This window comes from uncultured Porphyromonas sp. (genome assembly GCF_915070105.1).
In the GTDB taxonomy this organism is placed as follows: Bacteria; Bacteroidota; Bacteroidia; order Bacteroidales; family Porphyromonadaceae; genus Porphyromonas.
Genome location: NZ_CAJZFJ010000036.1, coordinates 1 through 22295, shown reverse-complemented (window position 1 = coordinate 22295; position 22295 = coordinate 1). Strand labels below are relative to the sequence as shown.

20 protein-coding genes are annotated in these 22295 nt (G+C 55.5%); 16 read left to right on the top strand and 4 right to left on the bottom strand.

The annotated features are described in order from the left end of the window. The first annotated feature begins 235 nt into the window (after positions 1 to 235). From QZ554_RS05055 to QZ554_RS05015, 9 genes are all read left to right on the top strand, one after another. On the top strand, positions 236 to 724 hold the full coding sequence (locus QZ554_RS05055; RefSeq protein WP_297194781.1) for a pyridoxamine 5'-phosphate oxidase family protein: 489 nt from the start codon (positions 236 to 238) through the stop codon (positions 722 to 724). A 212-nt stretch (positions 725 to 936) separates the two neighbouring features. Beyond that, positions 937 to 1188 (top strand): type B 50S ribosomal protein L31, encoded by a 252-nt coding sequence (locus tag QZ554_RS05050; RefSeq protein ID WP_297178301.1) that lies wholly within the window; start codon positions 937 to 939, stop codon positions 1186 to 1188. Between the two features lie 236 nt (positions 1189 to 1424). Next, on the top strand, positions 1425 to 1847 hold the full coding sequence (locus tag QZ554_RS05045) for a 6-carboxytetrahydropterin synthase (RefSeq protein ID WP_297194780.1): 423 nt from the start codon (positions 1425 to 1427) through the stop codon (positions 1845 to 1847). Between the two features lie 208 nt (positions 1848 to 2055). After that, positions 2056 to 4227: a DPP IV N-terminal domain-containing protein gene (locus tag QZ554_RS05040; protein ID WP_297194779.1), complete on the top strand. Its 2172-nt coding sequence runs from the start codon at positions 2056 to 2058 to the stop codon at positions 4225 to 4227. A gap of 41 nt (positions 4228 to 4268) precedes the next feature. Further along, positions 4269 to 5558, top strand: a complete 1290-nt coding sequence (gene purD, locus QZ554_RS05035) for a phosphoribosylamine--glycine ligase (protein ID WP_297194778.1) — start codon at positions 4269 to 4271, stop codon at positions 5556 to 5558. Between the two features lie 145 nt (positions 5559 to 5703). Then, positions 5704 to 6705, top strand: coding sequence for a hypothetical protein (locus tag QZ554_RS05030; protein ID WP_297194777.1), 1002 nt, complete (start codon positions 5704 to 5706; stop codon positions 6703 to 6705). A gap of 16 nt (positions 6706 to 6721) precedes the next feature. Continuing rightward, entirely contained in the window at positions 6722 to 7843 is a 1122-nt protein-coding gene (locus QZ554_RS05025; RefSeq protein ID WP_297194776.1) for a DUF2027 domain-containing protein, read from the top strand. Positions 7844 to 7868: 25 nt separating this feature from the next. After that, a complete protein-coding gene (locus tag QZ554_RS05020) occupies positions 7869 to 8321 on the top strand; it encodes a CYTH domain-containing protein (protein ID WP_297194775.1) in 453 nt (150 codons plus the stop codon). 88 nt (positions 8322 to 8409) lie between these two features. Then, positions 8410 to 8985 (top strand): superoxide dismutase, encoded by a 576-nt coding sequence (locus QZ554_RS05015; RefSeq protein ID WP_297194774.1) that lies wholly within the window; start codon positions 8410 to 8412, stop codon positions 8983 to 8985. Positions 8986 to 9413: 428 nt separating this feature from the next. Here QZ554_RS05015 and purB read toward each other — a convergent pair whose 3' ends face one another. From purB to bamD, 4 genes are all read right to left on the bottom strand, one after another. Further along, positions 9414 to 10754 carry an adenylosuccinate lyase gene (gene purB / locus QZ554_RS05010; protein WP_297194773.1) on the bottom strand — a complete coding sequence of 447 codons (1341 nt, stop codon included), beginning with the start codon at positions 10752 to 10754 and terminating at the stop codon, positions 9414 to 9416. A 143-nt stretch (positions 10755 to 10897) separates the two neighbouring features. After that, entirely contained in the window at positions 10898 to 11356 is a 459-nt protein-coding gene (locus QZ554_RS05005) for a DUF4293 domain-containing protein (RefSeq protein ID WP_297194772.1), read from the bottom strand. A 34-nt stretch (positions 11357 to 11390) separates the two neighbouring features. Then, complete coding sequence (locus QZ554_RS05000) at positions 11391 to 11717, bottom strand: DNA-directed RNA polymerase subunit omega (protein ID WP_297194771.1); 327 nt, start codon at positions 11715 to 11717, stop codon at positions 11391 to 11393. A gap of 47 nt (positions 11718 to 11764) precedes the next feature. Then, positions 11765 to 12571, bottom strand: coding sequence for an outer membrane protein assembly factor BamD (gene bamD, locus QZ554_RS04995; protein ID WP_297194770.1), 807 nt, complete (start codon positions 12569 to 12571; stop codon positions 11765 to 11767). Positions 12572 to 13624: 1053 nt separating this feature from the next. Between bamD and QZ554_RS04990 the strand changes: the two genes are divergently transcribed. The 7 genes from QZ554_RS04990 to hemW all read left to right on the top strand — a co-directional run bounded on the left by QZ554_RS04990 (position 13625) and on the right by hemW (position 21852). Then, positions 13625 to 15496: a heavy metal translocating P-type ATPase gene (locus QZ554_RS04990; RefSeq protein ID WP_044168328.1), complete on the top strand. Its 1872-nt coding sequence runs from the start codon at positions 13625 to 13627 to the stop codon at positions 15494 to 15496. A 407-nt stretch (positions 15497 to 15903) separates the two neighbouring features. Continuing rightward, entirely contained in the window at positions 15904 to 16455 is a 552-nt protein-coding gene (locus QZ554_RS04985) for a transposase (RefSeq protein WP_297194769.1), read from the top strand. 17 nt (positions 16456 to 16472) lie between these two features. Next, positions 16473 to 16877: a transposase gene (locus tag QZ554_RS04980; RefSeq protein WP_297194768.1), complete on the top strand. Its 405-nt coding sequence runs from the start codon at positions 16473 to 16475 to the stop codon at positions 16875 to 16877. A gap of 304 nt (positions 16878 to 17181) precedes the next feature. Continuing rightward, positions 17182 to 18201 carry an aspartate-semialdehyde dehydrogenase gene (locus QZ554_RS04975; protein ID WP_297194767.1) on the top strand — a complete coding sequence of 340 codons (1020 nt, stop codon included), beginning with the start codon at positions 17182 to 17184 and terminating at the stop codon, positions 18199 to 18201. A 46-nt stretch (positions 18202 to 18247) separates the two neighbouring features. Beyond that, positions 18248 to 19090, top strand: a complete 843-nt coding sequence (gene panC, locus QZ554_RS04970) for a pantoate--beta-alanine ligase (protein ID WP_297194766.1) — start codon at positions 18248 to 18250, stop codon at positions 19088 to 19090. A gap of 8 nt (positions 19091 to 19098) precedes the next feature. After that, positions 19099 to 20715, top strand: a complete 1617-nt coding sequence (locus QZ554_RS04965; protein WP_297194765.1) for a family 10 glycosylhydrolase — start codon at positions 19099 to 19101, stop codon at positions 20713 to 20715. A 9-nt stretch (positions 20716 to 20724) separates the two neighbouring features. Further along, positions 20725 to 21852: a radical SAM family heme chaperone HemW gene (hemW, locus tag QZ554_RS04960; RefSeq protein ID WP_297194764.1), complete on the top strand. Its 1128-nt coding sequence runs from the start codon at positions 20725 to 20727 to the stop codon at positions 21850 to 21852. The last annotated feature ends 443 nt before the right edge of the window (positions 21853 to 22295 follow it).

The window sequence follows — 22295 nt, the reverse complement described above, 5'->3', positions numbered from 1 at the left end:
TCTTCGGCGTATGCTCCTTGACGACCTTGCCCTCGCACTATAGTGATTTCATGCGCCAGCCCTGGCACAGACACGCCGCTATGGACACCTATACATTATTATATATAGGGTAAAGTATGGAGCGGGGTGGCAGAGAGAGCGGCAAAGAGAGCGAAAGGGGAGCTAAAGAATCAGAACGCTATCGGTGGTGTAGCAGGCGGTATTTCGTACCTTCGTGGGGAGAAATGACTACGAGATGACGTACAACAATGATGAGGTGAGGCGCCGAGATCGCCTCCTAGACGAGCCCCGAGCCCTCGAGCTCCTACGCACAGCAGAGTATGCCGTCCTCTCCATGATCGATGAGCAGGGGAAGCCCTACGGTATCCCCATCAGCCATATCTGGGACGAAGGGGAGCATATCTATATCCACTGTGCCCCCGAGGGCAAGAAGCTCCGCGCCCTTCGTGCTCATAGCGAGGTCTCCCTCTGCATCGTAGGCCGTGTACACCTACTTCCCAGCAAGTTCACCACCGAGTATGAGAGCGTGATCCTACGTGGCAGAGCACAGCTAGACCTCCCAGCCGAGGAGCGTATGCATGCCCTTCACCTCCTGCTGGAGAAGCTTTGCCCCGAGGATATGGAGCTGGGGCAGCAATATGCAGAGAAGTCCTTCCACCGCACCGAGATCATCCGCATTGACATCAGTGAGCTAAGCGGCAAGCGCAAGTACGTACCCCATTAGCCCTAGCTCTCTGCTCGACCTCACCACAGCCTCATACGAGGGGCAAGGGAACTCCCTCCATGAGGACAAGGAGGAGACGGAGGAGCGGGGTATGGAGGTATGCGAGCTTTGATATTCAATAAATTATCTGTACATTTGCAGTCCATTACGCTCATATACAGTTACCACAAAGTAGTAAGCGACAAGACAATATAACGTTATAACGAAGAATAATGAAGAAAGGAATCCATCCTGAGAACTACCGTCCAGTGGTGTTCAAGGACATGTCCAACGAAGACATCTTTATCACTCGCTCCACAATGCCCGCCAAGGAGACTATCGTAGTCGATGGTGTAGAGTATCCTCTGATCAAGGTAGAAATCTCTAGCACCTCACACCCCTTCTTCACGGGTAAGGCTAAGCTCGTCGATACGGCTGGTCGTGTAGACAAGTTCATGAGCCGCTACGGTAGCCGTAAGAAGTAAGACATACCGTACCCCACTATGGGGACAAGACATAGAGACCCCGAGCGAAGTACAAGCTCGGGGTCTTCTTTTTTCTCCCTATCCCCACATCCAGACATCCCCCTCCACGAGAGACGACATCATACAGGAGAGCGATCGGTGCACCAAGCGGATGCCCCCTCGCTAGGTAGTACAGATGATGTATCTTTGTAATCCGGATAGAACTATTAGTAACCAAGCAAACAGAAGGACGATTTATGATCACTGCAGAGCGTTATCACGACATCAGTATGGGGCATCGTGTCGTAGGGCACGAGAACAAGTGCCGACACCTACACGGCCACAACTACCGCATACACTTCGTCTGTGAGGCCAGTAGCCTCGATGCGCTAGGGCGTGTCATAGACTTCGGAGAGATCAATGATCGTCTGTGCGAGTGGCTCGAGGAGCACTGGGATCATCGCACTATGATCTGGCAGGAGGATCCACTCCTCCCCGAGCTCCAGCGTATCGCATCTGAGGATCTATGTATCGTGCCCTTCAACCCCACTGCAGAGCACATCGCCCACCACCTCGTCCACGTCATCGGGCCGCAGCAGCTCGAGGGCACAGGCATCCGCCTCGTCACGTGTCGGGTGGATGAGACTCGCAAGTGCTCGGCTACTTGCTCCCTAGAGTAGCTTGCCAGCCCCCCTATCCACAGGGCTGACTCGACCCTCTTCGGCAGATCTAGACGACTGCGCATATCTCCTTGAGCATACCTTATTTATATTATCGGTAGCAGGAGTGTCGCTGGGGATGAACCTTCCCCCTACATGCCACCCGTGGATAAGCCAGTGAGAATAGCTATCTTTGCTCATACACAAATACTACATACGCTCAAGAACAATGAAACTAAGAACGCTCGTCACGCTGCTCACAATGATCCCCGCGACCCTCACGAGCCCCCAGCTCACGGCACAGGAGACCCGACGTACTCCCACCCTAGAGGAGTACACCTCTGGAGCCCCCAGCCAGCTACGTCCTACCTCACTCAGAGCCCTACAATGGCTAGGTAACGACTACATCTACGTCGAGGGGACAGACCTGAAGATCGGCACACCAGGAGCTAAGCGCACCGAGCATACCCTCCTCAACCAAGACGAGCTACTAGCCCTCATCGGCGAGGCGAAGAAAGACCGACCAGCCAAATACTTCTCCCCGCTACAAGTCGTAGGGCGTGAGCGTAACCTCCTGCACATCACCTATGCCAAGAAGCACCATATCATCGACCCTCGCACACGTGAGCTCCTAGCCACCTTCGAGCAGGATACGAAGGGCGAACAAGAGTTTGTCCTCTCCCCCACAGCTAAGGTAGCTGCCGTAGTCAAGGAGAACAACATCTACCTCGCAGGACTAGAGCCTCAGCTGCGACAGATCACACGTGATGGTAGCCCTACCCTCGTCTATGGACGTACAGTGCATCAGAATGAGTTCGGCATCCATGGAGGGCTCTTCTGGAGCCCTGACGGGAGCAAGCTAGCCTTCTACCGAATGGATCAGAGCATGGTCGCCCCCTATCCCATCGTACACACTAACGTACGCAAGGCGACCCGACAGGATCTCTACTACCCTATGGCTGGTATGCCGATCCACCACGTCACCGTAGGCATCTACGACCTTGCCTCAGGTACAACGACCTACCTACAGACAGGCGAACCCAAGGAGAAGTACCTCACGAACATCTCGTGGGCTCCCGACAGCAAGACCCTCTACATCGCAGAGGTCAATCGTGGTCAGGATCGCATGGAGCTCAAGAGCTACTCCCCTCAGACGGGGGCAAACCTCGCCACCCTCTTCGTAGAGGAAAACGAGAAGTACATCGAGCCCCAACACCCCCTACACTTCGTCCCTGGACGTCCCGGAGAGTTCATCTGGCAGACACGCCGAGATGGCTATTCCCATCTCTATCGCTACAGCACGAGTGGTCAGCTCCTCGGGCAGATCACACGTGGAGACTATGAGGTCACGGAGTTCCTCGGCTTCGCAGACGGCGGCAAGACCCTCCTGTATACCTCTACAGAGCAGAGCCCCATCAATCGTGTCGTCTACCGCATCGGTATCGATGGCAAGGGCAAGAAGCTCCTAACCCCTCAGGCCGGGTGGCACGTAGCACAAGCCTCCCTCAATGGACGCTACCTGCTGGACACCTACGAGGCGCTCCACGAGGTACGTCAGAATAGGCTCGTCACCACAGCTTCGGGCAAGGAACTCACCCTCTACAAGTCACAAGATCCAGTGGCAGGCTTCGAGACCCCAGAGATCGTCCTCGGCACTATCACAGCTGCCGATGGTAAGACCCCTCTACACTATCGTCTCATCAAGCCCACCAACCTCGATCCATCAAAGAAGTATCCCACGATCGTCTACGTCTATAATGGTCCCCATGCACAGCTCGTGCAGAACCGCTTCCACGCAGGGAGCCTTGGGTGGGATCTTTACATGGCGACACAGGGCTATGTGATCTTCACCGTCGATGGTCGTGGCTCGGCTGCCCGTGGAGCTGCCTTTGAGCAGATCATCCACCGCCAGCTAGGCGTCACCGAGATGGCAGACCAGATGCAGGGTGTTGCCTTCCTCAAGAGCCTCCCCTATGTAGATGCTGATCGCATCGGCGCCTACGGCTGGAGCTATGGAGGCTTCATGACCACGAACCTCATGCTGACCCACCCTGAGGTCTTCAAGGTCGGTGTCGCAGGCGGAGGCGTGATGGACTGGAGCCGCTATGAGGCGATGTATGGAGAGCGTTATATGGACACTCCTCAGGAGAACCCCGAGGGCTACAAGGCCTCCAACCTCGCCCTACGTGCTAAGGATCTCAAGGGACGCCTCCTGCTCATCCACGGTACGATCGACCCCGTGGTACTCTGGCAGCATACCCAGCTCTTCGTAGAGGCCTGCGTCAAGGCTGGCACCTACCCCGATTACATGATCTACCCCGAGCACGAGCATAACGTCCGTGGAGCAGACCGTGTACATCTCAATGCTACGATCACCCGCTTCTTCAAGGATCATCTCTAGCCCTCTAGGCTGATGATAGCACCATATATACAGAGAGTTCTATGAATATACTCCTACTAGGCTCTGGTGGACGAGAGCATGCCCTAGCGTGGCGCATGGCTCGTAGCCCTAGACTGAGCCGCCTGCACATAGCTCCAGGGAACCCCGGTATGGAGAGCTATGGCACCTGCTACCCCGAGGTCGGGGTCACTGACTTCGCAGCCATTGCGGAGCTCATCCGTAGCCTAGCCATAGACCTACTCGTCGTAGGTCCCGAGGTGCCACTCGTACGAGGTATCGTGGACTACCTACGACTCAAGGAGGGACTGACAGACCTCCTCATCGTAGGCCCCGATCAGGTAGGAGCCCAGCTGGAGGGGAGTAAGGAGTTCAGCAAGGCCTTCATGGAGCGTCATGCTATCCCAACCGCTCGTTACCGAGCCTTTGACCGCTCGGGCTACTACCAGGCTGTGGAGTATCTACAGGAGCTTCGCCCCCCCTACGTACTGAAGGCCGACGGACTCGCTGCAGGTAAGGGTGTCGTCATCTGTGAGACCCTCAGTGAGGCCAAGCACGAGCTACAGCTCCTACTCTCAGGTCGCTTCGGCAAGGCCAGCACACGAGTCATCATCGAGGAGTATCTGTCCGGCATTGAGTGCTCTGTCTTCGTCGCTACTGATGGAACCGACTACCGCATCCTCCCCGTAGCCAAGGACTACAAGCGCATAGGCGAGGGTGACACAGGGCCTAATACTGGTGGTATGGGCTCTGTATCCCCAGTGCCCTTTGCGGATCAGGCCTTCATGGATAAGGTCGAGGAGCGTATCATTCGCCCTACGATCGAAGGACTGCGCAGCGAGGGTATCGACTACCGAGGCTTCATCTTCGTCGGACTGATGAATGTCGGGGGAGACCCTTATGTTATCGAGTACAACTGCCGTATGGGTGACCCCGAGACGGAGTCGGTGATGCTACGTATCGACTCGGACTTTGTAGAGCTCCTAGAGCGTATGGCTCGGGGAGACCTGGGGGACTACCAGCTCGAGGAGAGTCCCCAGTATGCAGCCACCGTCGTACTCGTCTCTGAGGGCTACCCGAACGACTACCCCAAGGGCTTTCCCATCAGCTATCCACACGAGCCTGCCTTTGACTCCGCACTCTTTCACTCGGGGACAACACGTGACACCTCTGGACATCTGGTCACCAGCGGGGGACGTGTCCTGACAGCGAGCTGTCTCGGCTCGACACTGCAGGAGGCCCTCAAGGCCTGCTATCACCTAGCTGGTCAAGTGCAGTACGAGGGCAAGGCTCTGCGTCAAGACATCGGGCAGGATCTACTCAAGCTCCTCTAGCCCCCTACCTCTCCCTAGATTACTCTACTCAACATCTCGGGGATCCCCCTCTCAAAGCCTATGGACTAAGCCCCCTACCTAGGCTTAGCGCCATGGGCTTTGTCTCCTCATCCATGAGGGATGGATTCCACTAACGACATCATCTATGGCCTATAGACTGTCTACACGCCACCAAGAGGTAGACTGGCGTGAATTCACGCTTTGGTCGATCCTATTCTTTGGAGTCTACCTCTTCTATCCCTTCAGCTTTCTCGTTGGGGATAGGAGCTACGTGCCACTACCCTACTTCCCCTACCTACCTAATGCCATCACGCTACGCCTGATCGCTGTAGCCCCACTCATCTTGACCAACTTCATCGTGGTCTATATGAGCGAGCGATACCTCTTGCTCTCCAAGGTAGAGCGTCCCACCGCCTTACTCTTCATCACCGCCCTAACACTAACCCAGCCTGAGCTGACCTTCCTTCGTAGTAGTTCCCTCCTACTGATGACGCTCATCCTCTTCACCTCTTTTGGCGAGGAGGGAAGGAGTGAAGCCCCCTTCCCTTACTTTACCACGGGACTTATGATCGGGATCCTATGCCTCGTACACCCGATTTACTTCCTCGTCGTACTGAGTGTGATGGCGACCCAATACTTGGTGCGCACGATCACTCTACGCAATGTGCTGGCGGTACTCCTAGGGCTCACCTTGCCCGCCTGGATCCTATCTCCACTGCTCTTCGTCCTGTGGTACCAAGGTGGACTAGATGCGTACCTCATCTACGTATGGGGGCTCATTGAGGGGCTAGTCCCGATACAGTTCCCCTTCATCTCGGGGATCAGTATTGCCTATGCACTCTTCATCGTCAGCCTCTTTGCGTTGGGGACTCTACTGTATATGGGACGTTACCAGCGTGAGAAGGTACGCTCTCGTGGGATGATTGTCTCGCTTCAGGTATCCTGCCTCCTATTTTTCATCTCGATCGCTATCTTCAGCTCCTGCACTCCTGAGCTCCTCGTGATAGCTATCACCCCGCTATCACTACTATTATCCAAGGGGTTTGGGGAGCTACGTCCTAGGCCTGCACGTATCGTGCGATCAGTCTTTCTGCTCATCCTACTAGGGATGACCCTAGCACAGGCCTACTATACCACCTTCTCCTAATCGCATCATCCATCCAATGAATAATCCCCAGAACGTACGTGTCGGCGTACAGGTTCGTTTTCTCAATGCCGTAGGCGGAGGCCGTGTAGCACGCATCACGGGCGACACGGCTTGGGTCGAGGACGAAGATGGCTTCGAGATCCCTACGGCACTCAAGGACTGCGTCGTCGTGGACTCCGAAGATACCTTCATCCCCGCCATTCGCCCTCCGAAGGCCATCCAAGATAGACTTCGCCCCTCCACCCCTCCTACCCCACAACCCGCTGCCCCCAAGCGTGAGGTACAGCCCTCCATCCCTACCGATCTCCCCTATACCTATCTACCTGATCGGGGAGAGCTCTTCGCTTCGCTGGCTTTCCTTCCCGTAGACCCAACCCAGCTGGGGCAGACGAACTACGAAGCCTATCTCATCAACAAGAGCAACTACTGCCTCCACTTCACCTACCTCAGCCGAGTGGGAGCGGGCAGCTATAAGCTCCGTTGTAGTGGAACGATCGAGCCCAATGGCGATACCTTCCTCGAGGAGTTTGCCCCAGCAGAGCTCAATGACCTCGAGCACCTAGCTCTACAGATCACGCCGTATGACGATCACCGTCCCTTCCGCCTCGTGGCACCTCAGCTCATTGAGGTCAAGCTGGATGGGAAGAAGTTCTTCAAGCAGCGTAGCTTCGTGAGCAATGAGTTCTTCGAGGACGACGCCCTCATCATCCCCGTCCTAGAGGGAGGGCAAGCAGTCCAAGAGCTCGCCATCGAGACCAAGGAGCTCGAGCAAGCCCTACAGAGCCCCGCACCGAAGGCTAAGGGACACCCACAGACAGAAAAGGGGAAAGCCGCCCCTCACAAGCCCTCCACCCAAGCCCCGCTCGTCATAGACCTCCATGCACATGAGCTCCTAGAGACGACCACTGGGATGTCCAGTGCAGATATACACCAGTATCAGGTGGAGTACTTCCACCGAGTCATGCGGGAGCACCTCGGGCAGAAGGGAATGAAGATCATCTTCATCCACGGCAAGGGAGATGGAGTCCTCAGGAGCTCGCTGGAGCGCGAACTGAAGCAACGCTATCGGAGCTGCACCTATCAGGATGCCTCCTTCAGAGAATACGGCTTCGGCGCCACACAGGTCACGATCCGCTAACTAACACGAACTAAGCCTATAGCTAATGAAAGAGATTGAGCGCAAGTACCTCGTCACCTCCATGGACTTCGTCCGAGAGGCCACTGAGGTCATCCCCATAGACCAAGGTTATCTCCATGCCCAGCCCCCTACCGTGAGGATACGCCTCTGGGGCGAGCAGGGCTTCATCACCATCAAGGGACGCAGTGACTTCTCGGGGCTCTCCCGAGATGAGTACGAGTATGAGATCCCCGTAGCGGATGCCCGCTCACTGCTCGAGCTCTGTGGCTCTCACCGCCTGAGCAAGGTGCGTCACCTCGTCCCCTACCGAGGGCACACCTGGGAGGTCGATATCTTCACCGGCAGGCATGAGGGACTCGTCCTAGCGGAGATCGAGCTCTCCTCTATCGGCGAGCAATATGACCTCCCACCATGGGTAGGAGAGGAGGTCACAGGAGACCCTCGCTACTACAATGCTATGCTAGCTAGGAAACAATAGCCTATCTAGGGCGGTTATCAAAAGGCAAGCCCCACAGATTAGTGGGACACTTAGCTAACACAATCATTCATTAAAAGAAATATCATCGATGAAGTTCGAACTCATTCAGCTCCCCTACGCACCTGACGCTCTGGAGCCCGCTATCAGTGCCGAGACCCTTTCCTTCCACCACGGCAAGCACCTAGCTGGCTATGTCAATACCCTCAACTCCCTCATTGAAGGCACAGAGTTTGCCAATGCCACCATCGAGGAAATCGTGTGCAAGAGCGAGGGGCCGATCTTCAACAATGCTGGCCAGCTCCTCAACCACAACCTCTACTTCACGCAGTTCGCTCCCAACGCTGGTGGTGCGCCTAAGGGCAAACTCCTCGATGCGATCGTAGCAAAGTGGGGTAGCTTCGAGGCCTTCCAGGCTGAGTTCCTCACCGCCTGCACGACCCTCTTCGGATCGGGTTGGGCTTGGCTTGCTGCTAAGGAGGATGGTGAGCTCGTGATCACCAAGGAGCCTAACGGGAGCAACCCCATCGTACATGGTCTCCGCCCCCTCATGGGGATCGATGTCTGGGAGCACGCCTACTACCTCAGCTACCAGAATCGCCGTGCAGACCACGTCAAGGATGTATGGGCGATCATTGACTGGGAGGTAGTCGCTTCTCGCTACTAGCCCCCGGATAGAGCGCAGGACGCTCCCCCTACTTCTATTTCTCTCTTACCATCGTAGAGGCTATACCCCACAGATCGGGGTATGGCCTCTCTCTTTATCCCCACCCAGTAGGGACTTATCCCCCACACGGCACCGAGTGGGGATAACACGAATGACAAAGGAGGCTACCCCCGAGCCAAGTATGCTCTTGGGGGTAGCCTCCTCTATTTGTATCCTACACCAAGGGCTCTAAGTGTGCCCTATGCTAGGAGCTTTGTATCCGCCACATTCGGCGCTGGGCAGGCTGATCCGATGCCGAGGGCTCCATCTATCCTGCACTAGGCTGGTGATATGCCCTGCAGTAGGGATTCACTTGCCCGCATGGTGTGTAGGGGCAACCTTCAACACCGAGGGATAGCACGCCCTACACCGAGGGGCTCAGCGATGGGCTATACGCCCGTATAGGTGTGGGGAGTGATACGGTGCATCTCCTCCTTGACCTCGGCGCTCACAGAGAGGGACTCGATGAAGTCGTAGATGGACTGCTCGGTGATATGCTCGTTGGTGCGGGTCAGTTCCTTGAGGGCTTCGTAGGGCTTGGGATAGCCTTCTCGGCGCAGGATGGTCTGCAGGCCTTCGGCTACGACAGCCCAGTTATTCTCTAGGTCTTGGCGCAGAGCCTCCTCGTTGAGGAGTATCTTGCCGAGCCCCTTGCGAAGGCTCTTCAGAGCGATCATGCTGTGCGCCATAGGCACACCCACATTACGCAGGACTGTGGAGTCCGTGAGGTCTCGCTGGAGGCGGGAGATGGGGAGCTTGCGGGCAAGGAAGCCATAGACAGCATTGGCCAGCCCGAGGTTGCCCTCTGCGTTCTCGAAGTCAATGGGATTGACCTTGTGGGGCATAGCTGACGAGCCGACCTCTCCGGGGCGTATCTGCTGCTTGAAGTACTCCATAGAGATATACATCCAGAAGTCCCGAGCTAGGTCGATGAGGATTACATTGATGCGGGTGAGGATGTCGAAGAGGGCAGCGAGCTGATCATAGTTGGAGATCTGTGTCGTGCAGGCCTCACGCTGCAGACCGAGACGATGGACGAACTCCGTGGCGAAGTGCTTCCAGTCGTGGCTGGGATAGGCCACAGTGTGAGCGTTGAAGTTGCCCGTCGCACCCCCAAACTTCGCTGTATGGGGTAGGGCATCCAGTCCCTTGAGTTGCTCCTCCAGACGATAGATATAGACCTCCAGCTCCTTGCCTAGGCGGGTGGGCGAGGCAGGCTGTCCGTGGGTGCGTGCGAGCATGGACACCCCTGACCATTCTCCAGCGTAGAACTTCAGCTGGTCGATCAGTCCTCCGAGCTCGGGGAGGAAGACATGCTCTATCGCCTCTCGGATCATCAGCGGGAAGGCGGTGTTATTGATATCCTGCGAGGTGAGCCCGAAGTGGACGAACTCCTTCTCATCGGTCAGCCCGAGGGCATCGAACCGCTCCTTGATGAAGTACTCCACGGCCTTGACGTCGTGGTTCGTCGTACGCTCGATCTCCTTGATACGTGCTGCATCTCGGCTGGTGAAGCTCAGGTAGATGTCGTGGAGGTGTTCGATACGCTCCTCGTTGAGCACCTTGCTCAGCGAAGGGAGCTCCTCGCTCAGAGCGATGAAGTAAAGGATCTCGATACGTACCCGATAGCGGATCAGTGCCTCCTCAGAGAAGTAGGGGACGAGTGCCTCGGCCTGAGACCAGTAGCGTCCATCGATCGGGGAAATAGCCTGTAGGGAATCTAATTGCATGACTAGAGAAGAATACTAAACAAAGGTGTGTGCAAGCATAAGCGACGAAGCCTAACCTGCTCCCCACGAACTCGGGGAGGGGCTAGGCTTCGCTATGAGGAGAGTAGAGGTGCATCATCTAGTGGATGAGCCAGTGGCGAGCATTAGCGTAGACGGCTGGAGGCTCTGATGAGGGTCTCATCGTAGATCATCCTGCGAGCTGCTAGATAGAGCAGGGGCAGGCAGATGATCGGTAGTGCGAGTGGGAAGCGTATCCCGAAGCTAGCTCCATTGGCCGAGCAGAACTGCCAGCATACCCAAGCGATATAGATCAGCTCACCTAGGATCACGCACAGTAGCAGTACCGTCAGACGCATCTGGAGCATCCTGCGCTTGAAGAGGAAGATCAGACCAAAGGCACTGAGGCTCGCTAGGATACTCAGCGCGCCGATCGCCCAAACGCTGTGCTGTGGCGTACCATCAGTACCGCTGTAGATATTCCAGTTGCTCAGCAGGCAGTAGACTCCCTCGGGGAGCGTAAAGATCGCCACGTCCTGAAAGGCGAAGAGAGCCATCAGCACCCCTACGATGAGGAGCCAAAAGGTCTGTATTCGTTGCCACATAGTCGTAGAGATAGAGAGGGGGAAGGGGGGGAGATTACTTCTTAGTGCGACCAGCGATGTTGTAGTAGAGGTCGCCGTCCTCGTACTCCTTCGCAGCGATGAGGGTCGCCTTAGGTAGACGCTCGTACTGGCGAGAGAGCTCGATCTGCTCCTGGTTCTCGAAGACCTCCTGAGCATCGTCTGTGAAGATGGTGAACTCCTGTAGCTTCGTCTCCAGCTCCTGCTTCGTCTCGGCAGCGATCTGGTTAGCTCGCTTGGCGATGATCATCACTGTCTCATAGATGTTCTCAGTATCCTGACTGAGACGGACCATATCACGGCTAATCGTGGTGGTCGGTACATTCTTTCTGTACTTGGGCATATTTTATTTATCGATTGTCTTGATATATAATAGGCTGTCGGCTCAGACTAGTCGGCAGACTTACGTCCGTTCATACGCTGATAGATACGCTGTGCCTGCTTGAGATAGCGACCCTCGGGGAAGTCGTTGATGTAGGCATAGTAGGTGTCGATGACGTCACGTAGACGCTCCTGGAGCTTCTCGGGGACGCTCAGCTCTGCCTGATCCTGCTTGGCACGTAGGATGAGGAAGTAGAGATCTTCCTTATGCTTGGTGTAGGGATAGTCCTTGAGGGCATTCTGAGCCGTGATGACACAGGACTCATAGTTATTCCCGAGGTAGAGGCCTAGGTCATAGTAGAGCTTGGCTGCGAGATATTCCTTGTAGGCGAGCTTGTCCTGTAGGGCGAAGAGCATCTGCTGCACGGTGCTAGCATGCTCCCCCTTGGGATAGAGGTCGAGGTAGGTCTGTAGCTCCTTGATCGCACCGAGGGTCATCGACTGGTCGAGACGGGCATCGGGCGAAGCCTGGTAGAGGCAATAGCCTGCCTTGAAGTGAGCTTCCTCAGCCATCGGAGCCTTGGGATAGCTTGTATAGTAGTTCTGGAAGTAGCGTGCGGCATCGGCCTCCTGCCCTTCGTTGAAGTAGGCATCAGCCAGCAGGTAGGTGCTCTGTGGCCCTTCGGTCGTCCCTACCAGCGAGGGTACAACATCCTCCATGAGGCTGACGACACGTGCGTATCGCTTCTCGTTATAGCACTTCTTAGCGTAGGAATACCGCTCACTCACATCTGTAGACTTCTGCACACGATAGTACTCTCCACACGAGGAGAGGAGGATGAGCCCGAGGCAAGCTACACAAAGTCTCTTGATCATACTTATTTATCTCGTCACTGCACAGCCAGATAGACTGGGCTCTGCAAAGATACGACTTTTGTTACTTTCCTATATAACGTACCCCTAGGCGCTCTGCGTGCCCCCTCCTGCGAAGGCACCCCTAACCCCTCTCTTTCCCCCCGAGGAGGGAGGCTCGACACACGTCTCCCACCCCTTCCCCACACAGATGCCGTAGCGAGCTCGCACAACGGAGGAGGGGCAGGTATCGGCAAGGGGTAAAGCAGACATTCTCGGAAAGCCCCCACCCTCTTTGGAGCAGGCTGGAAGGGAGAAGTCGCCCGAGAGGATCAAGTAGGCACTCGCAGAAAGTTCTCCTTCCCTCCCGACTAGGGCGGAGTAACGAGTGGACACTGGGGAAGGCGGGGGCTTCGCCTGGGCGCTCCCGACCTCTTTCCTGCCTGACATAGCCACGAGGGTCAAAGAGTGCTCCCGAGCCCCTACCTAACTCGCTCTGTATCGGGCATTACGAGAGAGCCAAAACGCTCTTACCGAGAGCGCACTTGCGCTCTCGGTAAGAGCGTCCTCGTCACCTATGTAAGGTGATTGGTGCGATCATACCGAGTCCTCTCAAGGGCTCTCAAGTAGTGTGTAGACACCCCCTCGGAATGAACCTCACAGGCACGGCACAACAACGAACAAAACACACTATACGACAGCGACATAAACACGCTAAACGACACCAGCCTCAGCACCTCGCTCGCGCCCCCTCTCCCGACAGCCTACCTAAGACGAGCGACCTTGCGCACATTCGCCCCTACTTTTCCCCATACAGCCCCCCTACTATACCTATATATTTGTCTCCTCTGGATCGACACAAACACCCTACATTACAGACCCCTCCCCACTATACCTATATATATATTGTCTCCTCTGCATTGACACAAACACCCTACATTATATTATATTAGACCCTATGCGCTACCTATATTAGACTGTTGCACTTTAGGGTGGAATGTGCAGATGTAGGGAATCTTTGCAACTGAGTTGCAAAAGATATATCCTATATTTGCAAAAACAAAAGTTGTGGAAATTATGGAAAAGGAAAATAGAAACAAACTTATAAGGATAATCTCTGCTAGTGTACTCTTAGTAGGATCGGTATTGGTAGAACGGACAATGAACCTGCTGATATGGCAACTATTGCTTGTCTATCTTGTGCCTTACTTGGTTGTGGGCTACGACGTGCTAACGGAAGCTGCCGAGGACATTGCACATGGCGAGGGCATGGATGTGGACTTCCTCATGGCTATAGCTACATTAGGGGCCCTTTGCATCGGTTTTATGCCGGGGGCAGAACCACAGTTCACTGAAGCGGTGTTTGTGATGCTCTTCTTTCAAGTGGGCGAACTCTTTGAAAGTTTTGCCGAGGGTAGAAGCCGTAAGAGTATCTCTCAGCTGATGGACATCCGTCCCGACATCGCCCATGTAAAGCGTGGTGAAGAGCTGGTGGACGTGAATCCCGAAGAGGTGAAGGTAGGCGACATCGTTGTAATTCGACCAGGAGAGAAAGTACCGATGGACGGTATCGTTATCGATGGTGCATCAAGTCTGAATACAGTTGCATTGACAGGCGAGAGCGTACCGCGTACCATTCGCCCTGCCGATGACATCATGTCGGGATGTATAAATCTCAATGGTGTGGTGACAGCAAAAGTAACCAAGGCATTTGGCGAGAGCACGGCGGCAAAGGTGCTCAACCTCGTGGAAAACGCCACAAAAAATAAGTCGAAGAACGAAAAATTCATCACCAAGTTTGCCAAAATATACACGCCCATAGTAGTTGTACTTGCCTTGTTGGTGGCAGTTATACCACCGTTGCTCGTCAATGGGCAGTTGTGGAGCGTGTGGATCTATCGCGCTCTCACATTCCTTGTAGTGTCATGCCCTTGTGCTCTCGTTATCTCCGTGCCTCTCACTTTCTTTGGAGGCATCGGTGGAGCATCGCGAAAGGGTGTGCTCATTAAGGGCTCTAACTATATGGAGACATTGGCAAAGGTGCGCACGATTGCCTTTGACAAGACTGGCACCATGACACACGGTGTGTTTGACGTTACTGCTATTCATCCCGAAAATATTGCCCCCAATGAATTATTGCACTTAGTTGCTCATGTGGAACGATATTCCACGCACCCCATTGCCCTCAGCATTCGCAAGGCTTTTCCTGACAAAAACGACGGCTGCGATGTAAAGGACGTAGTGGAGACGGCTGGACAGGGCGTGACGGCTCGTATAAATGGCAAGTCGGTAAGTGTGGGTAATACGAATTTGATGGAGAGCGTGGGCGCAAAGTGGCAACCCTGTGAAAAAGTGGGTACCATTCTCCACATTGCCATCGATGGAGAATATGCAGGTCATATTGTAGTGTCAGACAAAATTAAGGAGGATGCCGCTGATGCGGTAAATGCTCTCAAGGCAGAAGGTGTGAAGAGATTGGTGATGCTCACGGGCGACAAGGAAGAAGTGGCTGCCGATGTGGCTAAGACCGTTGGACTTGCGGAATATCATGCGGAACTCTTGCCAGGCGACAAAGTGAGTCAAGTGGAAACAATTCTCAAAGAGAATGCAGAAGGGACAATGGCCTTCGTTGGCGACGGCATCAACGATGCTCCCGTGTTAGCACGTGCCGATGTGGGCATTGCGATGGGCGGACTGGGCAGTGATGCCGCCATCGAAGCAGCCGACGTGGTGTTGATGGACGACAAGCCGTCGAAGATAGCCGTAGCTATCCGTCAGGCTCGACGCACACTGCGCATCGCAAGGGAGAACACTTGGTTTGCCGTTGGCATCAAAATGTCAGTGCTCATCCTCGCTTTCTTCGGACTGGCTACCATGTGGATGGCAGTATTCGCTGATGTTGGTGTAACGGTGCTTGTTGTGCTGAATGCAGCTAGGACTCTGAAATAACAATCTGGCCACAAATGCCAACTAACTAAAGAGCCATAATGATAGCATGTAATTCCCCAAATTTCCATCGTCTATCATTATGGTTTTTTGTGCAAGTCATCGAAAAGGAGAAGGAAATAAGAAGAAGTTTGCCAATAATGGTGTACAAAAAATCCACAATTCATCTTCTTGGACGAGGCGACCAACGCCTTAGATGCCAATAACGAACGAGCTATCACTGAGGGGCTAGCTTCGTTCTATATGAGACCATTGCACGGCACTGGAGGGGACTCAGGTCTATTCCATTTGCGTATATTTCTGATATTTAGTATCTTCATGGATAAAATAGTCGTATAGCTATGCCTACTAAGCAGACAGAATCCGCCCCGAGCTTCCTTCAAGTTTATACACAGGTGCGTCGCGACCGCATGAAGCACTCGTTCCTTCGACAGATCAGCGCTTGCGTTGACTGGCGAGGTATTCGCACACTACTCAACAAGAAGTATACAAAGACCCAGAACGCCACAGGCAATCCAGCCTATGATGCCTTGATGATGTTCAAGATCCTACTGCTTCAGACCTGGTACGGCCTGAGTGATTACGAAGTCGAAGAACGGATCAACGACTCCCTCCTCTTCAGCGAATTCCTCCTCTTGGATATGGGGCTTCCAGCTCCAGACCACAGCACCATCTGTCGCTTTCGGGCTGAACTGACTCGCTTGGGAATTATGGACAAGCTCCTTCGCGAGCTGAATAAGCAGTTCAAGAAGCACGGGATTAGCCGTATTGACCAAGGAGCTATCGTGGATGCGAGCATTGTGGATAGCCCGCACGCTCCCGATGGAAGTATCCTCATCGAAGTGGCAGACGACCGAGAGGACTTGCGCACCGAAGAAGAGCAAGCCCAAGAACAGGCTTATCAGTATGAGCTGAAAAGCCGCCAACCAGGGGTCGCTACGGATATAAAAAGCACGTGCTGACCGATGGGCAAGGGTTGGTGGAGAGCATAATTACCACGCCAGCCAATTGTGCCGATACGGTGGTATTGCCCGAGCTGATAGAGAAGGCTGAGCTTACGCAGGGCGTTAGTGTCCTTGCCGATAAAGGTTATTGTAGCAAGAAGAACTCGGCTTGTCTCTTTGAGCACGGCTTGATTGATGGGATTATGCTCAAGGCGCAGAAGGGGATGAAGCTCACAGAGCGCCAACGTGAACTGAATAACGTCATCAGCAAAATGCGCTGTTTAATCGAGCGTACCTTTGGGAGTATCCGAAGGTGGTTTTCAGGAGGGCGATGTCGTTACCGAGGGCTTGAGCGAACGCATACACAGAATATCTTGGAAGCTATGGCATACAATCTAAAGCGTATGCCCAAGCTTCTTGTACTCCAAAGCATCAAATAGCCCAGAAAAGCCCCCTCTCGGGAGGATGATCCTCCCGAGAGGGGGCAAGGGGGAGAGACAGGCATCTCACTTCTCAGCCTAAGACTCCGATTTTCGAGGCAAGGAGGTCGAAGCTGCAAAGAGGTGGGCTTGCGCAATGGTCTCATATATAATGTAGGCTCTCGTCCTCACCCCCCCCGCTCTGACAATGGAGCACCTACCCTAGCCCAGACGAGAAAGGCAAAAGGGGAAGAGGCTCTGTACGTTTCTTCGTACCTTTGTCGCCTAAAGTAGCATCAACTAAAGATAAGCCCAAGAGAAAAGAATGAACATAGCAATCGTCGGTGTAAGTGGAGCCGTCGGCCAGGAGTTCCTAAGAGTACTCAGCGAGCGCAGCCTCAAGATAGATCGCCTAGAGCTCTTTGCCTCGGCTCGTAGTGCAGGGAGCAAGGTCACCTTCCGTGGCAAGGAGTACACCATCCGTGAGCTCCAGCACAACGATGACTTCCGTGATATTGACGTAGCCTTCGTCTCTGCTGGGGGGAGTGTCTCCCTCGAGTATGCCGAGACGATCACACGCCATGGGGCGATCATGATCGACAACTCCAGCGCATTCCGCATGCAGGAGGACGTCCCCCTCGTCGTCCCTGAGGTCAATGCAGCCGATGCCCTCGTCCGCCCACGTGGGATCATCGCCAACCCCAACTGTACGACCATCCAGATGGTCGTCGCCCTCAACGTCATCCACCAGCTCTCCCCCATCACACGTGTCCATGTGGCGACCTATCAGGCAGCCAGCGGGGCAGGCGCTCGGGGTATGGCTGAGCTAGACGAGCAGATCCGTGCCATAGCCGAGGACAAGGAGCCCGAGGTCAAGAAGTTTGCCTACCAGCTTGCCTACAACCTCATTCCTCAGATCGACGTCTTCGCCGACGGGGACTACACCAAGGAGGAACTCAAGATGTACCACGAGACTCGCAAGATCATGCACAGCTCCCTCTCGGTGAGCGCTACCTGCGTACGTGTCCCCGTGACCCGTGCACACTCCGAGGCTATCTGGGTAGAGACCGAGGAGGCTCTGGAGCTGGATCGTGTGCGTGAGGCCTTCCGCCGTGCCCCCGGCATCGTCCTGCAGGATGAGCCCGAGGATCAGGTCTACCCCATGCCTCTCTTCATAGCGGAGAAGGATCCCGTCTACGTGGGTCGTCTACGCCGTGACCTAGCCAACCCTCGTGGATTAGCCTTCTGGTGCGTCGCTGACCAGATCAAGAAGGGTGCAGCACTGAACGCTGTACAGATCGCCGAGTACCTCGTCGCCGAGGGAGTGATCGGCAAGCGACACTAAGTAAACTAAGTAACCTACTACTCATTATTATATTACTATACCGATAATGAATATATATCAGCACATCGAGGGCCTACAAGCCTTCGTAGCGGCAGAGCGTGCCGCTGGACACCGCATCGCCTTCGTCCCCACCATGGGAGCGCTACACGCAGGACACCTCAGCCTGGTCAAGCGGGCACTACAGGAGAACGACTGCTGCATCGTGAGCGTCTTCGTCAATCCCACACAGTTCAACAATCCTCGTGACCTCGAGACCTACCCACGTACCCTGGAGGCCGACAGCGCCCTACTTAGCTCCGTAGGTACCTCGGCACTCTTTGCCCCCGAGGTCTCGACGATCTATCCCGAGCCCGACACCCGCCACTTCGACGTCGGCGCCGTAGCCGAGGTCATGGAGGGGAAGTACCGCCCCGGACACTTCAACGGGGTCATGCAGGTCGTCTCCCGCCTCTTCGAGATCGTGCGCCCCGACTGCGCCTACTTCGGCGAGAAGGACTTCCAGCAGATCGCTGTCCTGCGTGCTATGAGTCACCTCATCCAGAGCCCTGTGGAGATCATCGCTTGCCCGATCGTCCGTGAGGCGGATGGGCTCGCCCTGAGTAGCCGCAACCTCCTACTCACCAAGGAGGGACGAGCCGTAGCCCCCAACATCTACCGCATCCTAGCGGAGAGCCGTAGCTGGAGACAAGACCATACCCCACAGCAGGTGATCGAGCGGGTCACGGCGGAGATCAATGCCCTCCCCGAGCTCCGTGTAGAGTACTTCGAGATCGTGGATACCGACAGCCTACAGCCCATCACCCAGTGGAGTGACAGCCCGAAGCCCCACGGCTGTATCACAGTCTACTGCGGTGAGGTACGTCTCATCGACAACATCCCTTACTACTAGAGAGCGGCATGCTGCACCCCAAGCACCTTGCCCTCGCAGCCTCCCTCACGCTCGCTCTAGCTCTCACTGGCTGTGGAGCTAGGCGGAGCGTGCCCGAGGAAATCCCTCCTACGAAGCCCCACCCGACGAGCCCTCAGCAACCCGAGGACAAGGGCTCTATGGTGGAGCACAAGCCCTGGGTACGCCCCACCGGAGACTCCATCCGTGAGGAGATGCGTGCCGTCTGGCTCACTACCGTCTACGGGCTCGACTGGCCCAAGGACCGCGCCGACACCCCCGACGGGGTACGTAGGCAGAAGGAGTCCCTCATCCGTATCCTAGACCGACTGAAGCAGGACGGCTACAATACGATCTTCCTACAGGTGCGTCACAGCGGGACGACCATCTACCCTACAGACTATGAGCCCCTCTCCAGCCGTCTAGCGGGCGAGGGGTACTTCGGGGATTACGACCCCGTACGATTTGCCCTCACGGAGTGCCGTCGTCGGGGTCTGAGTATGCACGCGTGGTTCGTGACCTACCCCTTGGCCTCCTCGAAGCGTAGCCCCCACCCCATACTGCGGGATCACCCCAGCTGGGCCATCCACCACAAGTGCTCCTATCACCTCGACCCTGGGAACCCCGAGGTACGTAGCTATGTCGCCCACCTCGTCACGGACTTCCTGCGTCGCTATGCGGTGGATGGGATCCACTTCGACTACTTCAGGTACCCCGAGGAGGCCGAGCGGTTCAACGACAAGGCGAGCTTCATCGCCCACGGGCTCAGCTATCCCACGAGGGAGGCCTGGCGCCGAGACAACCTCACCCAACAGCTCCGTGAGGTGCGGGACTCGCTCAGGAGCATCCACTCCCAAGCCCTAGTCAGCGTCGCCCCCTTAGGCAAGCTACAGAAGATCCCTGACCTCGGCCGTCCCCATGGCTGGACAGCCTACGAGTCCGTCTATCAGGACCCCGTCACGTGGGGCAAGGAGGGGCTCGTAGACTTCGTCGTGCCGATGATGTACTACCGTGATGTGCTCTTCGAGCCCTTCCTGCGAGACTGGAAGGAGCTCGTCGCCCCCTATATCCCCGTAGTCCCAGGCCTAGCTCCCTACCGTATCGAGGAGACTGGCTGGCCAAGCGAAGTCATCGAGGAACAAATAGACCTGGCCCGTGAGGAGGGGCTAGCGGGTGTATGCTTCTTCAGAGAGACACATACGGGCGGTCGTTTCCCTGCCGTACGTAGGATCATACAGGAGGCTTTCAAGCACCCTGCACTACCCCTTGCCTACCCCCGAGGACTAGCACACAAGCCCGCTGCCCCTAAGCATCTCGACGCGGCAGTAGGGCAGGATGGGACGATCCTCGTGCGCTGGTCTATGCCCCGAGAGGCAAGTGCCGATGGTACGACCTATCGTCTGTGGGCAGTAACGACAGACGCACATGGTCGCCGTGAAGCTTCGCTACTCTCCTCCACTCTACGTGACCCACACTGCCTGCTCGTGATGAGTGACCTCATTGACTACGACTGTATCGAGCTAGGTGTAGAGGCAGTCAATACCTTCGGGGTCTCCACGCCCTGTACCGAAGGGCTGGAGCTCAACCTCGCTGCCCTACGTGAGGAGATACGCCACTCTCGGCGATAGACCTCAGGGATGAACCTCTATCTACACATACCCTTCTGCGCTAGTCGCTGCTCGTACTGTGACTTCTATACCCAGACGAGCAGTCGGCTTAGGGTAGACTTCGTCACAGCCCTCCTTGCGGAGCTAGCTCTACGGCGGGGCGAACTACCAGAGGGGGAGGAGGTACAGCACATCTACCTAGGTGGCGGTACCCCCTCCCAGCTCACCATCGAGGAGCTAGGGCGCATCTTTGAGCAGATCGATCGGCTCTATCCCCGAGCCTCGGATGGAGAGGTCACGATCGAGTGCAACCCCGATGATGTCACCCCTCTCTATGCCGAGGGCTTGGCTGCCCTACCCATCAATAGGGTAAGCATGGGGGTACAGAGCTTCCACGCTGATGACCTTGCCTTCCTGCAGCGACGGCATTCTCCCGAGCAAGTACACGAAGCCGTCTCCGCCCTACGAACCGTAGGGATCACGAACCTAAGCCTAGACCTTATCTACGGACTACCTGGACAGACTCTATCCCGCTGGGCAGAGAACGTCGATCACTTCCTCGCAATTGGCACACCCCATCTCTCGGCCTACCACCTCATCTACGAGGAGGGGACAGCCCTCACACGACTCGTAGAGCTTGGTCGGGTCAAGCCCGTAAGCGAAGAGGATAGTCTAGCCTTCTTTGAGCTACTCATCGACCGAATGCAGGGAGCTGGATACGAACATTACGAGATCTCGAACTTTGCCCTACCCGAGTGCTATGCCCGACACAACACGGGCTATTGGCAGGGTGTTCCCTACCTCGGCTTTGGGCCCTCGGCGCACAGCTATGATGGGAAAAGGTCTCGCTCGTACAATAATCCTTCGCTCTCGGGCTACACCCAATCCCTACTGCGTGGAGAGCGGCTATATACCGAGGAGCACCTAAGCCCCGAGGAGCTACAGCACGAATACATCATGACACGTCTAAGGACACAGTGGGGAATATCTATCATGGCATACAGAGAGCGGTTTGGGGACGTCGCCACGAGTCGCCTTCGCCAGCTAGCCCAGCCCTTCATCGAGGCAGGCACCCTCGCCCTAGAGGGGGACAAGCTCCACCTAACACGTAGCGGGATCTTCGTCTCGGATGGGATCATCGCCGAGCTCTTTGACTAAGGGGATGCGACTAGGGCAAGAGGATGGCTAGCCAAAAGAAAAGCTATTCAGAGCATAGTAAAGCTCCCCAATAGAGAGCAACTAGCCCTCCACATAGTGCCCAAGGGAGAGCACTGCTAACACCTCCCCTACCTGCACACTCACCAACACCTCTAGTCCCCTCCCCTCTAAAGGCTCTGGTCAGAGGCTACCAAGCCTCCTATTCTGGGAACAACTACTTCTACCCCAAGCCCCACACTACCTCTAAATAGTAGCTTCTGCAACCTTCGACAAAGAAGGCAACATAGCCCTCCGCCACCGAAAGACAAACGAAGAAGCCCAATCCTCACTCTAATCATACAGGCACAAAAGCAAAAGGAGACTGCATCGGATGATGCAGTCTCCTTTGTGGTGACCCCGGTGAGGCTCGAACTCACGACCCAGTGATTAAGAGTCACTTGCTC